This is a genomic window from Companilactobacillus baiquanensis (genome assembly GCF_003946605.1).
Taxonomy (GTDB): domain Bacteria; phylum Bacillota; class Bacilli; order Lactobacillales; family Lactobacillaceae; genus Companilactobacillus; species Companilactobacillus baiquanensis.
This window is the reverse complement of sequence record NZ_RHOQ01000001.1, coordinates 45,901-61,989: the sequence shown is the minus strand read 5'-3', so window position 1 is coordinate 61,989 and position 16,089 is coordinate 45,901. Positions and strand designations below refer to the sequence as shown.

Below are 16,089 nucleotides of genomic sequence, written 5' to 3'. Positions count from 1 at the left end.
TCCAAATTACGTTTTAATCATTAAGCTAAGGCTTTCTTAGCTGTGTCTACTAAACTTGTAAATGCCTTTGGATCTTCAATAGCAATTTGTGCTAGCATTTTACGGTTGATGTCAACATTAGCCAACTTCAAACCATGCATCATCTTGCTGTAGCTGATTTCGTTCAATCTTGCGGCAGCATTAATTCTAGCGATCCATAACTTACGGAAATCACGTTTTCTTTGACGACGATCACGGAATGCATAACGATATGAAACCATGATTTGTGTATGTGCTGCTTTAAAAGTGATATGTTTTGATCCACGATATCCCTTAGCTAATTTTAAAACTTTCTTACGACGTTTGCGAGTTACTGTTCCACCTTTTACACGTGGCATAATGACTCCTCCTTTAAATTATCAAAAATTAATTAGTATGTAGCGAGCATTTGTTTGATACGCTTCATATCACTTGCATCAACCATTCCTGGTTTAGCCAATTGACGACGTTGCTTCTTTGTCTTACCGTGGAAACGGTGACTTGTATAAGCATGACTTCTCTTCCAGCCACCATTAGCAGTTTTCTTAAATCTTTTTGCTGATGCGCGGTGTGTTTTTTGTTTAGGCATTGAAAGTCCCTCCACTATTTTTTCTTATTATCTTTTGAACTAATTGGATCAAGCATCAAGAACATGTTACGACCATCCATCTTAGGTCTTGTAGTTACGTTTGCAATATCCTTAGTCTGTTCAGCAACACGGTCTAAAACTTCTTTACCTATCTCTTTATGAGTAATAGCCCTACCCTTAAAGCGAAGAGAAACTTTGACCTTATCACCTTTAGACAAGAACTTACGAGCGTTGTTAAGTTTTGTATTAAAGTCATTGTCTTCAATAGTAGGACTTAATCGTACTTCTTTTAAACTAACGGTTTTTTGTTTTTTACGTGCTTCACGGTTTTTCTTTTGAAGTTCAAACTTATATTTACCGTAGTCCATAATTCTAGCTACGGGAGGATTTGCACCAGGGGACATAAGCACTAAGTCCATACTAGCTGCGTCAGCTAGACGTTGTGCTTCTGCTCTTGGTTTAACCCCAACTTGATCTCCGGTTTCAGAAATTAATCGCACTTCTTTGGCACGTATTTGATCGTTTATTAATAGATCTCTTGCTATGAGTAGCCACCTCCATAATTATTTGGACCCACAAAAAAAGTGGGCGCATACAACGCCCACCATTATTTATACAATCGTATTATAACCTAGAGGCAATTGCATAGGTGAGAAGCGGGCGCTTCTGCTTAATCTCAACAGTTATAAATTGTAACAACATAATCTTTATATGTCAACAAAATATGATGTTTTTATCCATTTCTACGACTGAAATTGTTAATATCTGCTTTAACACTACCTACAAACATGGCAACATTCTCTGAATTTGAATCCTCTTCACCATATTTTCTAACTGAAACAGTAGCGTCGGCCATTTCTTGATCACCAACAACGGCTGTATATGGAACCTTCATTGTTTGAGCGTCACGGATCTTGTAGTTCATCTTTTCGTCACGATCATCAATTTCGGCACGAATGTTCTTAGCACGTAATTCAGCAAGAAGATTCTTAGCATATTCACCATGGATCTCTTTGTTAACTGGGATGATCTTAACTTGCATTGGAGCCAACCATGTTGGGAAAGCACCTTTGTACATTTCGATCAAGTATGCAATAAATCTTTCCATAGTAGAAACGATACCACGGTGAATCATAACTGGTCTATGTTCTTCACCATCTGATCCAACATATGTCAACTTGAATTGTTCTGGTTGCATAAAGTCAAGTTGGATTGTTGATAGTGTTTCATCATTACCTAGAGCTGTCTTTGTTTGAACATCAAGTTTTGGACCATAGAAAGCAGCTTCACCTTCTGCTTCATAGTAGTCAAGACCAAGATCATCCATAGCACCCTTAAGCATTGATTGTGATCTGTTCCACATTTCATCGTCATCAAAGTATTTTTCTGTGTTAGCTGGATCTCTATAACTTAGACGGAATGAGTAGTCTGTAATATCGAAGTCTTTGTAAACTTCTACCATTAATTGTAGTGTACGTTTGAATTCTTCTTGAATTTGATCAAGAGCAACGAATGTGTGACCATCGTTTAGAGTCATTTCACGAACACGTTGTAGACCACTTAAAGCACCTGATTTTTCATATCTGTGCATCATACCTAATTCAGCGATACGAACTGGTAATTCACGATATGAACGAATGTGATGTTTGTAAATTTGAATATGTGAAGGACAGTTCATTGGACGTAATTCAAGCATTTCGCCATCACCCATGTCCATTGGTGGGAACATGTCTTCACGATAATGTTGCCAGTGACCTGAAGTCTTATAAGCATTTAAGTTCATAAGGATTGGTGTGTAAACGTGTTGGTAACCCCAAGCAACTTCCTTATCAATGATATATCTTTCGATAACACGACGGATAGTAGCACCATTTGGCATCCAGTATGGAAGTCCAGCACCAACTTCTGGATCAACGAAGAACAAGTCAAGATCACGTCCTAATGTTCTGTGGTCACGTTCTTTGATTTCTGCACGGCGTTTCATATCAGCGTCAAGGTCATCTTGGTTAAAGAATGCTGTACCATAAATTCTTTGAAGCATTGGGTTACTTGACTTACCTTGCCAGTAAGCACCAGCAACTGATAGAAGTTTGAAGTGTTTTAGACCGCTTAAACTAGGAAGAACTGCTTTATAACCAAAGTCAACAAAGTTATCTAACTTGTAAACTGGAATTTGAACAGATTCGATAGCTTCGATCAATGATGACTTATATGGATCATCTTTGAACATTTCAACAAGTTCTGATTTGTCCATCAAAGTACGTTCGATCTTGTCGTTTTTCTTGATGATCTTTTCCATAGACTTTTCGATGTCTTCAAGTTCGTCAACACTGATTTGGCCTTCTTTATCATCGGTGTCTACATAGAAACCATCATCATTACTTTGTTTTTCACCAAAGTGTAGATCTTTTTTGATTTCCTTAGCAGCAGCACCAAATACTAAGCTAGCTGTATTTCTCAAGGTGATCAATGAATCCTTATTATCATCTTGTGAAAGGATTTCAATTTTTCCGTCTTGTTTGATGGCACTTTCAATATCAACTAAGATGCCATTAACTTTACCGGCAACAGCTTTTTTACCTAGAGATGTACTAATTGACTTAGCAACTTCTAAGACAGTGGTGCCTTGATCGAACTCCTTAACAGAATCATCTGGGAATTGCAGTTTGATTTTTGACATATCTTGTTTCCTCCTAATTCTTTGACAACAAATAAAAAAATGCGTCTCTGAAGTATGTATACAAAATTTGCATATATACCTCAGGGACGCATTTCTACGCGGTTCCACCCACATTAAAACTGGACAATTGAACAGTTTTCTCTCTTTAGTTATAAAGTTACCGACTACAAATATACAGTTTTAATATGAAAGTGGTAGCTCCAGTAATGGGTAAGCTTTCAGTAATCGTACCCTCCCTGAATTAGAACCGAAGTGTTGTCTTTCATGAACACATTGAAACATTTATTTTTTATTTTTGCAAGTCTTATCGCTGAAATCTTTTATTTGGACCAGTGACGATTACCTCTTTTGAAAGATATTTGACCCGTTCCATAATTCTCTTTGCCTTTACGGGCTCTTGCTCTCCACGCTGATTAACGGCAAGGTGTTCTTCCAGTTCGTTCATCGAAAAATTAGACGAGAAAAATGTTGGTAAATTTTCTTGCATACGATATTGCAAGATAACTCCTAAGACTTCATCCCTTATCCAACTAGACATTGAATCAGCACCAATATCATCCAGCATTAAAATTTCTGAATCTTTAACTTTATTTACTCGATCCAAAACATTATTTTGCCCAATAGAATTTTTCATTTCGACAGCAAAGGTTGGAAAATGCATAATCGTAGTTCTGACATCGGATTTAAACAGTTCATTGGCGATCGCACCCAATAAATAAGTTTTACCAACGCCAAAATCCCCTGCTAAATAAAGTCCGGGAACATAGCCCTTGTGGTTATTGTAACTTTCAATAAAGTCAATAGCGGCACTTAAAGCCTCTTGTCTGCCATCTCCGTCGTAATCGTCTAAAGTAGCCTTACGAATATCACTAGGCATATCCATCAAGACAAAACGAGATTCATATTCAGACTTTTTCGCCTCATTACGTTTTTTAGCATTGGGCACATAAGCTACTTCGATATTATGATTATTAACGACTAATTTTGGATAGTATCCCTTGGATAATTCACTTTGATTAGTTTTATGATTATAAAATTCATAAATACTAGCCGCACTAACAGAAATAGCATCTTGATTGATCGACTCTTGGTTTTCTTTTAAAAATCTTTGAACATCAACATCATTCAAAGCTTTATTCAATAATTTTCGATAATCGTCGGTCAAATTTTTCGAGCTTAAATAGTCTGAGAGTGTTTTTCCTAAATTTTCCATGATTAATTATCCTTATTTCGCATTTTTCTAAGTCTTGCTTGTAATTCTTGACGTTTAACTTGGGCATTTTTATCGTCAGTTTGAGTATTTGATTTGACTTTACTCCAGTCAGTAGCTTTTTCAACTTTTTTATTACGATTATTATAACGGCGAGTATTACGAGGTCTATTTTGAAAATCACGCAATCTTTTCAGTGCGTCTTCTGGTGTCTTGACCTGATTTTGCTGCCAGTCATTGGCAACAGTCTCCATTAGAGCCACTGATAGTGTTGGTGAATTTTGTAAAATATAATCTACTAAAATATTCAATACGGCTGGAGAAAGATACGTCTTCATAGCCATATCTCTAAGAGCTTTAGATTCAGCAGCACCAGTAAAACCGCCACTTTTTTGTTTTTCAGCTGCCAAAAAGTCAGCTGGGACCATTGATTTTGCCTGTTGCAATAACAAATTATCGGCCCGGCTCAAATTATTAGTCACTGGTGCATTTGTTTCAGGCTGAACCGTCTCTTTAACAGTGATATTAGCATTCTTTTCAAAACGATCCTGTACTGCTTTTCGTAAACGAACTGGATCGATCTTGTTATCAACAATATTGGCAGTCTTGCCTATCAAATCGATCAAAGCTATTTCATTGACCCCATAAAACAAATGCAAATTAATGATCAATTCCTGATTTTGCAAAAGATCAGCTGGATTGATCTTATATAGCTGGCCAATTCTATCTTCAATCAGTTCCCAATCTAGCTGTTCCATGGCTTTGGAATCAACTTTAGGTTTGTTTTCATCAGATCCACCTGAAAACTCATTTTGGCCTTTCTTTACTTCAGCCGGCGTGTTGATCAAATCGTCATTATTTAGTTGAAATACTTCCAAAAAGTCTTTAGTTATTTCGGTTGAATTTTCTAAAATTTTTTCAGATCTAGAATATTTAGAAATTAATTCACTGTAATTAACTTGTCCAATTTTCTCATACAAAAAGATACTCATCAGGTCATCTTTAAAAAACTCCTTAGGGGTTAGAGGTTCAAACAACTGATAAACACAGTATTCACCTAAGTCATCTTGTTTTGTAAAAGTTCTGATCAAACCCAAAGCTTCTGCGCGAACTCTAGCAGCATTGAATTTATTCAAGTCAATATTTAGTAAACTCAACAGATCACTGTGTTTTTTTCGATCTGTTATCACTTCTTTGTTAGGGATTTTTTCCCACAACAATAGATACACGCTATATGCGGCAGTTCCTAACAACGGCAAATAAAGATCCGTCAAAATATGACGATCATAATCGTTTATTTGGCCGTGAGGAAGACACCAATAACCTGTTAAAGGATTAATTTCCACAATGGAATTATTATCTCTATCCAAATTCCCCATCCTTAATCATGTTTGTTTTGGCCGTCATTAGCCATCATTTCTTGAACTTCTTTCATGAAATTATTCATATCCTTGAATTCACGATAGACACTGGCAAAACGAATATAAGTAACGTCATCTACATCAGCCAAGATCTTCATGACATGTTCACCTATCACCTGTGAACGTACTTCATTTTCGCCAGTTGCTCTAACTTGGTTTTCAACTTTATCAACTATTTCATTCATTTGATCCATTGTTACCGGGCGTTTTTCAGCCGCACGAACTAAACCACGAAGTAATTTTTCTCGGCTGAATTCTTCGCGATTACCATTCTTTTTAATTACTAATAAAGGTGCTTTTTCAATTCGTTCAAAAGTAGTAAATCTAGTACCGCAATACTCACATTCACGTCTTCTGCGAATAGCACGTCCCTCATCACTTGGTCTACTGTCGACAACCTTTGATGAATCATGATGACAATGTGGACAGATCATAAGACAGACCTCTTTTCTTGATTATAGATTTTTTAATAACGTTTTTACTTCAATTTTTAATTCGTCTAAATTACCCGAATTATCAATAACAAAATCAGCCAATTTTTTCTTCTCTAACATCGACATTTGTGATGAAATTTGTTTTTTAGCAGTTTGCTCATCTAAATTATTTCGTTTCATCAATCTAGTCAATTGAGTGTTGGAATCAACATAAATACTAATAACGGCATCAAAATACGATTGATAATCACTTTCAAATAGCAATGGAATTTCAAAGATATAAATAACTTTGTCATCTAATGAATGAATATTTTCTACTATTTGTAAAATACGCTGACGAATAAGTGGTGCGGTAATATCAGTCAGCTTTTTCAATTGCAGTTTATCGCTAAAAACAATTTGACTCATTTTTTTGCGATCTAAACTACCATCAGCTAATAAAATATTCTTCCCAAATGAAGCGGCAATTTTATTTAATCCGACTGTGCCCACTTCTACTACTTCACGCGCGATATCATCAGCATTGAAAATTTTACAGCCATTATCAGCCAAAATATCTAAAACGGTTGTTTTTCCTGAAGCAATACCACCAGTTAACCCGTATATTTTACTCATTTGATTACCTGACAGTGTGGGCAAAAGTGTGTTCCGCGACCACCGACTTTGATTTTTTCAATTTCAGTTCCGCAACGATCACAAGGAGTACCTTCTTTACCATATGCATGCAAAAAATCCTGCATATGACCAGCGTGGCCAGTTGAATCAAGATATGATCTAACCGTTGATCCTCCAGCTTCGATACCCATTTTCATTTCCATATTAGAATACTTGATAACATTTTTAATATCTTCATCGTTTAAATGGTTGGCAGGAGTTTCTGGGTGCAGTTTAGCATTCCACAAAACCTCATCAACATAAATATTGCCTAGACCACTCATAACTGACTGATCCAGCAAAACAGTCTTAATATCTTTACGATGACGCATGATCCTTGGTTTAACATTTTCAAAAGTAAATTCTTTTGAAAGTGGTTCCGGACCTAACTTTTGAATGGATTTATTAACATCCAAATCACTTGTTCGCCAAAGTTGCATGCGACCAAATTTACGAACGTCATTGTATATAAGTTTTTGACCATCATCTAATGTGAAAATGGCATGCGAATGCTTATCGATCATTGCGGGATCATTTGAAACACGGTATTTACCTTCCATACGAAGATGACTAATAATTGTATAACCATTATCCAAATGAATCAATAAAAATTTTGCACGACGACCAATATCAGTAATAGTAGCACCGGTAACCATGTCGACAAATTGTTCAACATCCCCAGTGATCAAATTTTGATAACGTATTTCTACATCTAATATTTTACGTCCCTTAATTTGTTTAATGAGACCACGTCTGACCGTCTCTACCTCTGGCATTTCAGGCATTTAATTCACCTACTCTATAATTTATTTGGCTTCATACCAAGTTTTACCATGTGCTGACTCAACCTTTAAAGGTACATCTAGCTTAACCGCTGAATCCATAACACTTGGAACTAATTTTTCAAGAATTGGTATTTCCTCTTTTGGAGCTTCAAAAATCATTTCATCATGTACCTGCAATAACAAATTAGCTTGCAGATTTTCTTTATCAAGCATCTTTTGCATATTTATCATGGCAACTTTAATAATATCAGCAGCACTACCTTGAATTGGTGTATTCATTGCGGTTCTCTTAGCAAAATTTCTGACATTAAAGTTCTTAGAATGAATATCTGGCAAATAACGACGACGATGCATGATCGTTTCAACATAACCATTTTCACGAGCATATTTAACGATATCATCCATATATTTTTTAACACCAGGGTATTGCTCAAAATAAGAATCAATAAATGCTGCGGCTTGCTTTCTAGTTATGCCAATATTTTGTGACAAACCGTAGTCACTAATTCCGTAAACAATTCCAAAGTTAGTAGCTTTGGCTTGGCGACGCATGTCAGGTGTGACATCTTCGGTACTATTTAGTCCAAAGATCCTCATAGCAGTATGTGCATGAATATCATAGTCTTCTTTAAATGCCTCTTGCATATGTTCATCACCAGAAATATGAGCTAAAACACGCAATTCAACTTGTGAATAATCGGCAGAAAACATTTCCCAGTCTTCATGTTGTGGTACAAAGGCACGTCTGATCTGTCTTCCTTCATCGATCCTGATTGGAATATTTTGCAAATTAGGTTCAATTGAAGAAAGGCGTCCTGTTTGAGTCAAAGTTTGTAAGTAAATCGTATGAATTTTGTTATCTTGTTGAATAAATTTTTGTAATCCTACTACATAAGTAGATTGAATTTTTGATATTTGACGATAATCCAAAACCATTTGCACAACAGGTGACTTATCTTTTAATTTTTCCAAAACGTCGACTGAAGTTGAATAACCAGTCTTAGTTTTCTTGATAACTGGCAATTTTAAGTCCTCAAATAAAACAACTCCAAGTTGTTTAGGAGAATTGATATTAAATTCTTGTCCAGCTTCTTTGTAAATTTTTTGCTCAATTTCTGTAAGTCTTGTAGCAAAAGTATTTTCCATCTCTTTTAGACGAGTTGCATCAACTTTGACACCTTTGATCTCCATTTCGGCTAAAACATTAGATAATGGCAATTCAATTTCATCATATAAACTATCTTGGTCATTGTCTTTTAACTCTGACATCATCTTATCTTTTAATTCAGCGATAATTTTAGTTTTTTGAGATAGGAAATTCATCAAGACATGATCATCTTCTGGAACGGCTTTTTTAACACCCTTACCATAAAATTCTTCTTCCATTGGCAAGTTGTAACCGTAGTTTTGGGAAACGATCCCAATATCAGACTTGTTGTCATTAGTATCCAAAAGATATGAAACTAACAACATATCAAAACTTACACCTTTTAGATCACAGCCATAACGATGCAATAATGCAATCGTCTTCTTATTGTCAAAAGTATACTTTTCTTTAGATTCATCCTCTATCCATGCTTTAAGATCCGGATTTTCTAAGATAGAAATATCAGTTGTAGCGTAATAATTATCACCGCTCTTAACTGCTAAACCGATAATTGGATCAAGATGATAGTTGCTTCCAAAGCTTTCAATGATCAAAGTCTGAGGTTCTGTACTGTTTAAAATATTCTTAGCTGCTTCATCATTAAGTTCTGAATATTTTATTTCAGATAAGGCCTCTTGAGTTTGTTCTGGTTCAACATTCATTCTCTCTAAAAATGAATTGAAACCTAATTTTTGATAAAACTTGATCAGTTGTTCCTGATTATCACCTTGATACTCCAAATCAGTTAATTTGATCTCTATTGGAGCTTCTTTATTGATCGTAGCCAATTTCTTACTCAAAAAAGCTTGATCTTTATCGTTGATCAAATGTTCCTTGAGCTTACTTTTCTTCATTTCGTCAACGTGTTCATAGAGATTTTCCATCGTATCGTATTCATTTAATAGTTTAATGGCAGTCTTCTCACCGACTTTTTCAACACCAGGATAGTGATCAGAGTTATCGCCCATCAAACCTTTCATATCAATGATTTGTTCCGGAGTTATCCCTAATTTTTCTTTAACATGTTCTGGAGTATAGGCTTCAGTTTCAGTAACTCCCTTAACATTAACTTTTACAGTAACTTTATCAGTCGTTAATTGAGTTAGATCACGATCACCAGTAATGACAGTTACGTCCATATTGTCTTCGTCAGCTTCTTTAGACAAAGTTCCAATAATGTCATCAGCCTCATAATTTTTTAACTCATAAGTTTTGATCCCGCGTAAATTCAGTAGTTCCTGAATTAGTGGAAGCTGTTCCATAAGTTCTGGTGGAGTTTTGGCACGAGTACCTTTATAATCAGAAAACATCTCTGTTCTAAAAGTTGTTTTACCAGCATCAAACGCTACTAAAGCATGTGTTGGTTTTTCGTCCTTTAAAACTATTTCTAACATATTATTGAAGGCATACAAAGCATTCGTGTGAATACCGTCGCCTGAAACAAATTTATCTAAGACATTATGCATGGCAAAAAATGCTCTAAAAGAAACACTGTTCCCATCAATTAAAAGTAATTTTTTCTTTTCCGTCATATTTTCTCCCATTGAAAACGAAATTAATCATATCTATTTTAACAAAGTATCCCACTTATTGAAAAATAAAGGGTCAAACAAAAAGAACGCAACAAACTGCGCTCCTCTTCAAAATCATTTTACTTTATATTTTCTTTCAACATAAATAACTGAAATCAAGATCATCAATGAAATAACGGTTAAAATCCCAAAATCAAGTTTTGAACCAATTATTGTACTAGCAACTTCACCATGATTCAAAGCTGCCACTGAAATTATGACTGACAAAACATTAGTCCCTAATGATCCGGCGTATTGCTGCATCATACTAAAAAGTGAATTTTGATCAGATTTACTGCGTCCGGTAACTTGCATACTACCATCTGACAAAGACGGTCCAAAACCAAAGTTAAAGCCAACTCGTAGCACTAAGTAAATTAAAATAATACTTACCAGTGTCAGATCCTTTCCGACAACAAAGAATAGAAATGCACCAATAGTAACTAAGAATCCGCTTAAAACTAACGGAATAGTTGGACCTTTTTTATCATATATATACCCCGCCACAGGTCCAACCATCGCACCGATCAATGAACCTGGCAATAACATCAACCCAGCTTGTGCCGAATTCATTTTTAAAACCGTCTGCGCAAAAATAGGCAGTACAAACGATAATCCAATATTAATGAACTGCAAACCAAAATATCCGAATAATCTAAATCTAAGCACCGGGATCTTTAAAATAGAAAAATCGATCAATTGGCGTTTACTTTTAGCATTGTACCAACCAAAAATTGCCACTACTGCTATTGTCATTAAAATCCAGATACCAAATTGCATCGAAATAAAACCATGACGCCCAGCTTGATCAAACGTGAATAAGATCATTGTAAATATTGCCGCTAACCCAGCAACACTCAAATAATCAAAAGAAGTCTGCGTCCCTATACTTTCACCTTTAATACTTAAAAATCCGATGATACTAAGTAAAACAATAATAGGAATAACGCCAATAAAAATAGCCCGCCATGACCACATACCGCTCACGATTCCACCATAAGTTGGTCCAAGTGCAGGCGCTAATGAAATAATAATACTAGCAAATCCAGTATAGACACCAATTCTTGCTGGAGGGACCTCTTCAAAAATCAGATTAAACATCAATGGTGTCGCTAAACCAGTTGCAATTGCCTGAATTAGTCTGCCACATAGCAAAACAACAAAATTTGGTGAAAACATACATATTAGAGTTCCGACAAAACAAGATAGCGCCGCAAAACTAAAAATTTTTATCGGTTTGAACTTTTTCAAAATATACGCAGTCGTACTCATAACAATGGTCGTCAATAACAAATACCCCGTTGTCAGCCACTGTACCGTTCCTAAACTAACATTGAGATCTTTAGTCAAGGTCGGAAAAGTTACGTTCATCGAAGTTTCTACCAATATTCCCACAAAGGATAGTAATCCAACCGCTAAAATTGATAACTTAACTCGTGTAGATACTCTTTGATCCAAATTACTTCCTCTTTTCCAAAAAAAATAGAGATACCGTGTATTCAACGATATCTCCGTTACAGACATTATTTTAATGACTTTTACTCTAAGCCAAGATTATTAATTTGTCAAAGCAAAATTATTCCTCGATCAGATCCGCTTTAACACGCAAATTAACACAAGCCACTAGCATTATTAAACTAATGAAAAACATAAAAGTTGGCAAAGAAGCAATCGTTCCATTGTGAATCAAACTTACCACATAAGTTAAAAGACTGACGATCAAATAATAACCTAAACTAAAAATTCCACTAGCAGTCCCAATGACATCTTCATAACCTTTCAAAGCTAAGTTTAACGCGATTGGCAAGGAAGTATTTAATCCTAAAAATATTAAGAAAAATCCTATTATCAAAATAATCGACTGGTCAAATGACAATAATAGTAACAACACGCCACTAGAAATAACACTGAAGACCAATCCAGATATTAAGATCATCTCTGATTTAAAGTAATTAACCAGATAGTTAACTAAAAAAGCACCTAATAAACTGGCTAGTGCTAAAACAATTCCCAAACTTCCATATTGTACTGATGTAAAACCGAAATGATCCATAAATATAAATGGTGCTTCGGAATAATAACCAAAAAGTATCCCATTGATACCACCTATCAGAATCCCATACGACCAAACCCGAGAGTCCGTTAAAAGTCGTTTAGTTACTTTTAAAATTGAAACTGTTTCTGTGTTTGTAATAACTTGTGTCTCTGGTAAACGATAAAAACTATAAAACAATATTAAAACAGCCATAACTACCAATGTACTGAATACATTTCGATATCCTAAATACTGTTGTACGATTCCACCTATCAAAGGGCCAAAAGCAGGAGAAAGCGCCATTGCTGCACCTACTTTAGAAAACACTTTAGCACCTTCTATACCATCAAAACTTTCACGCATAATGGTTTGAGTAACAACAGATCCAACACTTGCACCAAACGCTTGAACAAATCTACTTAACAGTAATAATTGAAAGTTAAAACTGATCAGTAAACCGATATTACCGACCAAATAAACTACAATACCCGAAAGCATCGCACTTCTACGACCTATTTTGTCTGATAGTTGTCCCCAGAAAAATACTCCCAACGCAAAAGCAATAAAATAAATACTCATAGTCAACTGTGCTTTAGAGGCACTGACTAACATATTCGTACTAATTTGTGGCAATACAGGTGTAAAAATGGATTCACTTATTTGTGGAAATCCTACTAAAACAATAATTAACAATAATGATGGTACTCTTTTTTGGAGACTTGCCGAACTTGCAAGGCTTCAAACCGAGGTCAGAGACAGCCTTTCAGGCTCTGACCGTTCCGCACAGCCAGTGATTTTTTCCAGTTCCGGAGACGGCATATACAGCCCCCACAAAATAAGGACCGCAATCCAAAATCGGATTACCGTCCTTATTTAATAATGTTTCCTATTTAACTAACTCGCCTTTTTTGTAAATTGCCTTATCAGCTTGAGCTACTGCTTCGACACTTTCCAAAGGATCGTTGTCTAAGACTAGGAAGTCCGCAAACTTGCCTTCTTCAAGACTGCCATATTCGTCAGTAATTCTAAGTAATTCTGCAGCGTACTTAGTTGTACCAAGAAGTGCTTGATATGGTGTAGCGCCAATACTTGTTAATAGAGCTAATTCATCAGTTGTACCTGTCTCAAAACTGTTGAATGGAGTTCCGGCATCTGTTCCGACAACTACTTTAACACCCTTCTTTAAAGCCATACCAATATTCTTGAAGAAATCATCTTTAACAATGTCATTTTTCTTGATCATGTAATCTGGGATCTTACCAACACCGTATTTATCAATTCCAGCACAGGCATTCAAAGTTGGAACAAGGTAAACATTGTTTTTCTTCATAAATTCAGCTTGTTTTTCATCTACATAGATACCATGTTCAATTGAATCGACACCAGCATCAAGTGATAATTGAATACCGCGATTACCTTGAGCATGTGAAGCAACTGTCATGTGTTTTGTGTGAGCTTCTTGAACGGCAACTGCCATTTCACCTTCAGTTAATTCAGTATCATCAACTTGGTCAGTTGAGGACATAACCCCACCAGTAGCCATAACTTTAATATTTTTAGCACCGAGTTTGAAGTTTTCACGAACTGCTTTTCTCATTGCATCTGGTGAATCAACTAAATGACCCATAGTAGTTTCGCCGTTTAAACCTTCAGTAAAATCACCATGGCCACCAGTCATTGTCATCGGACGACCTGATGGTAAGATTTCAGTCCCTTTCAAATTTCCTTCGGCTTGGATCTTTGCCAGCTTGATATCGGTGTTAAAGGCACAACCACAATCTCTAATATATGTAACACCTGCGTGTAATAAGGTATTTAGATTTTTCAGAGCTAAGAAAGTAACTTCTGTTTCTGATAAATATTCAAGCTTATCACTGTCATCAGGATCCATCATTAAATGGGTATGGGCATTGATAAGACCTGGCATAACATATTTACCATGAAGATCAACAACGTCGTCACTATTTGGAGTACCTGTACCGACTTCAGTAATCTTTCCACCATCATCAACTGTAAAATAGCTATTTTCAACTATCTTGTTATCGGTTCCGTTAAATAAATTAAAATTAGTGAATGTTGTCATAAAATTCTCTCCTTATTGAAGGTTTTCGCCTTACTTTTTAAAATGTACTCCAAATTCTAAGAGTCTTTCTAATTATTGTCAAATTAAAATTAAAAAATTAATACTTTCATGTGACTTACATTAACAAAATCGACATATATTGCCCATTTTATCGATTTTTCCATTGACATAAAGATTAGAAAAGATTAAATTTAGACCTATTCTTTACTTAATATTCAAGGGGGATCTATTTTATGGAATACTTAATTGCATTCACTATTGTTATGGTATTCATGTTGATCGGTGACTGGATTTCAGCCGCCACCAAAGCATTTATACCATCTATCTTTATCACGGCGGTTCTTTTCGCTATTGGATTTTGGACGATCATTCCTAAGGATATTGTTGCAAAAGCATCTTTCAATACCGCTTTCACTGGTATGGGGGTTTCACTATTACTAGTACACCTTGGTACTTTGATGAGTTTAAAAGAACTTATTAATCAATGGAAAGCAGTTTGTATTGCGCTATTAGGAGTTTTGGGGACTTTAGTTCTAACACTTACTGTAGGTACATTGATTTTTGACTGGCATACAGTTGTTGCTGCCATTCCTCCACTAACAGGTGGTATGGTTGCTACACTTTTGATGACAGATGGTTTAAAAGCAGCCGGTGCAACAACATTAGTCGCACTACCAGTTTCAATGTTTATCTTGCATTCATTTATTGGCTACCCAATGACCGCTATTCTTTTACGAAAAGAAGGACGACGATTAAAAGATGAATTTAAGAGTGGCAAAGGACACATCGATCCTAATGCACCGAAAATCACCGGTATGGCTGATTCATTAGATACTAAAAAACATATTCTGAATTTGCCTGAACAGTTTCAATCTCCAGTTTTCATTATCGTACGTGTCGCCTTGATTGCTCTTTTGGGTAATTGGTTAGCAGGATTGATGAATGGAGTTATTAACGCCAATGTTATCTGCCTTATCTTAGGTGTTATAGCACATCAACTAGGACTACTAGAAGATAACGCCTTAACACGAGCTGGTGTTTTCAATTGGTTGATTTATGGATTAATGGCTTACGTATTCTCGCAACTAAGTTTAACTACACCAGATATCATTGGTGGCATACTAGTTCAAATCTTAGTTTTAATTGCTTTGGGAATTTTTGGAATGTTCGTTGCTTCATATCTTCTAGCAAAACCCTTTGGTATGAGTAAACAAATGGCATTTGCTTGTTCACTTACTGCCTTGTTCGGCTTCCCGGCTGATTTTATTTTAACAACTGAAGTTTGCCGTACCATTGCCGATAACGATCAAGAAGAAGAATATTTAACACAAAATATGTTACCGAAAATGCTCGTTGGTGGTTTCGCCACAGTTTCAATGGCATCAGTAATTATTGCTTCGGTTTTCTTGAAACTAATTTAAAAAATAAAGTATTTCTTTCCTATTTTATATAGTTTAAGAAA

The 16,089-nt window shown here is 35.7% G+C and carries 14 protein-coding genes; 1 reads left to right on the top strand and 13 read right to left on the bottom strand.

Features of this window, described 5'->3' with window-relative positions; all coding sequences use genetic code 11:
• Positions 1–20: 20 nt before the first annotated feature.
• From rplT to EKM77_RS00220, 13 genes are all read right to left on the bottom strand, one after another.
• Positions 21–377, bottom strand: coding sequence for a 50S ribosomal protein L20 (rplT, locus tag EKM77_RS00280; RefSeq protein WP_125591490.1), 357 nt, complete (start codon positions 375–377; stop codon positions 21–23).
• A gap of 32 nt (positions 378–409) precedes the next feature.
• Complete coding sequence (gene rpmI, locus EKM77_RS00275) at positions 410–607, bottom strand: 50S ribosomal protein L35 (RefSeq protein ID WP_057763535.1); 198 nt, start codon at positions 605–607, stop codon at positions 410–412.
• A 14-nt stretch (positions 608–621) separates the two neighbouring features.
• The gene (gene infC / locus EKM77_RS00270) at positions 622–1,152 is read right to left on the bottom strand and encodes a translation initiation factor IF-3 (protein WP_057763533.1); all 531 of its coding nucleotides are present in this window, start codon (positions 1,150–1,152) and stop codon (positions 622–624) included.
• Positions 1,153–1,340: 188 nt separating this feature from the next.
• The gene (gene thrS / locus EKM77_RS00265; RefSeq protein ID WP_125591488.1) at positions 1,341–3,287 is read right to left on the bottom strand and encodes a threonine--tRNA ligase; all 1,947 of its coding nucleotides are present in this window, start codon (positions 3,285–3,287) and stop codon (positions 1,341–1,343) included.
• A 304-nt stretch (positions 3,288–3,591) separates the two neighbouring features.
• The gene (gene dnaI / locus EKM77_RS00260) at positions 3,592–4,500 is read right to left on the bottom strand and encodes a primosomal protein DnaI (protein ID WP_125591486.1); all 909 of its coding nucleotides are present in this window, start codon (positions 4,498–4,500) and stop codon (positions 3,592–3,594) included.
• Between the two features lie 2 nt (positions 4,501–4,502).
• Positions 4,503–5,867 (bottom strand): DnaD domain protein, encoded by a 1,365-nt coding sequence (locus EKM77_RS00255; protein WP_164507677.1) that lies wholly within the window; start codon positions 5,865–5,867, stop codon positions 4,503–4,505.
• An 11-nt stretch (positions 5,868–5,878) separates the two neighbouring features.
• A complete protein-coding gene (nrdR, locus tag EKM77_RS00250) occupies positions 5,879–6,352 on the bottom strand; it encodes a transcriptional regulator NrdR (protein ID WP_125591482.1) in 474 nt (157 codons plus the stop codon).
• A 21-nt stretch (positions 6,353–6,373) separates the two neighbouring features.
• Positions 6,374–6,967: a dephospho-CoA kinase gene (coaE, locus tag EKM77_RS00245; protein WP_125591480.1), complete on the bottom strand. Its 594-nt coding sequence runs from the start codon at positions 6,965–6,967 to the stop codon at positions 6,374–6,376.
• Positions 6,964–7,791: a DNA-formamidopyrimidine glycosylase gene (gene mutM, locus EKM77_RS00240; protein ID WP_125591478.1), complete on the bottom strand. Its 828-nt coding sequence runs from the start codon at positions 7,789–7,791 to the stop codon at positions 6,964–6,966. The genes coaE and mutM overlap by 4 nt, the downstream gene beginning before the upstream one ends.
• 21 nt (positions 7,792–7,812) lie before the next feature.
• The gene (gene polA / locus EKM77_RS00235) at positions 7,813–10,470 is read right to left on the bottom strand and encodes a DNA polymerase I (protein ID WP_125591476.1); all 2,658 of its coding nucleotides are present in this window, start codon (positions 10,468–10,470) and stop codon (positions 7,813–7,815) included.
• A 114-nt stretch (positions 10,471–10,584) separates the two neighbouring features.
• On the bottom strand, positions 10,585–11,967 hold the full coding sequence (locus EKM77_RS00230; protein ID WP_225425157.1) for an MFS transporter: 1,383 nt from the start codon (positions 11,965–11,967) through the stop codon (positions 10,585–10,587).
• A 118-nt stretch (positions 11,968–12,085) separates the two neighbouring features.
• Positions 12,086–13,237: a multidrug effflux MFS transporter gene (locus tag EKM77_RS00225; protein WP_125591472.1), complete on the bottom strand. Its 1,152-nt coding sequence runs from the start codon at positions 13,235–13,237 to the stop codon at positions 12,086–12,088.
• 193 nt (positions 13,238–13,430) lie between these two features.
• Positions 13,431–14,627, bottom strand: a complete 1,197-nt coding sequence (locus EKM77_RS00220) for a metal-dependent hydrolase family protein (RefSeq protein WP_125591470.1) — start codon at positions 14,625–14,627, stop codon at positions 13,431–13,433.
• A 233-nt stretch (positions 14,628–14,860) separates the two neighbouring features.
• Here EKM77_RS00220 and EKM77_RS00215 point away from each other — a divergent pair, with 233 nt between their 5' ends.
• Positions 14,861–16,048: a hypothetical protein gene (locus EKM77_RS00215; RefSeq protein ID WP_125591468.1), complete on the top strand. Its 1,188-nt coding sequence runs from the start codon at positions 14,861–14,863 to the stop codon at positions 16,046–16,048.
• Positions 16,049–16,089 lie beyond the last annotated feature (41 nt).

Excerpts from the sequence above, each read along its gene's own strand:
- rplT (WP_125591490.1), bottom strand. The coding sequence starts at position 377 with ATGCCACGTGTAAAAGGTGGAACAGTAACTCGCAAACGTCGTAAGAAA.
- dnaI (WP_125591486.1), bottom strand. The coding sequence starts at position 4,500 with ATGGAAAATTTAGGAAAAACACTCTCAGACTATTTAAGCTCGAAAAAT.
- coaE (WP_125591480.1), bottom strand. The coding sequence starts at position 6,967 with ATGAGTAAAATATACGGGTTAACTGGTGGTATTGCTTCAGGAAAAACA.
- EKM77_RS00220 (WP_125591470.1), bottom strand. The coding sequence starts at position 14,627 with ATGACAACATTCACTAATTTTAATTTATTTAACGGAACCGATAACAAG.
- thrS (WP_125591488.1), bottom strand. The coding sequence starts at position 3,287 with ATGTCAAAAATCAAACTGCAATTCCCAGATGATTCTGTTAAGGAGTTC.
- mutM (WP_125591478.1), bottom strand. The coding sequence starts at position 7,791 with ATGCCTGAAATGCCAGAGGTAGAGACGGTCAGACGTGGTCTCATTAAA.
- EKM77_RS00215 (WP_125591468.1), top strand. The coding sequence starts at position 14,861 with ATGGAATACTTAATTGCATTCACTATTGTTATGGTATTCATGTTGATC.
- rpmI (WP_057763535.1), bottom strand. The coding sequence starts at position 607 with ATGCCTAAACAAAAAACACACCGCGCATCAGCAAAAAGATTTAAGAAA.
- polA (WP_125591476.1), bottom strand. The coding sequence starts at position 10,470 with ATGACGGAAAAGAAAAAATTACTTTTAATTGATGGGAACAGTGTTTCT.
- nrdR (WP_125591482.1), bottom strand. The coding sequence starts at position 6,352 with ATGATCTGTCCACATTGTCATCATGATTCATCAAAGGTTGTCGACAGT.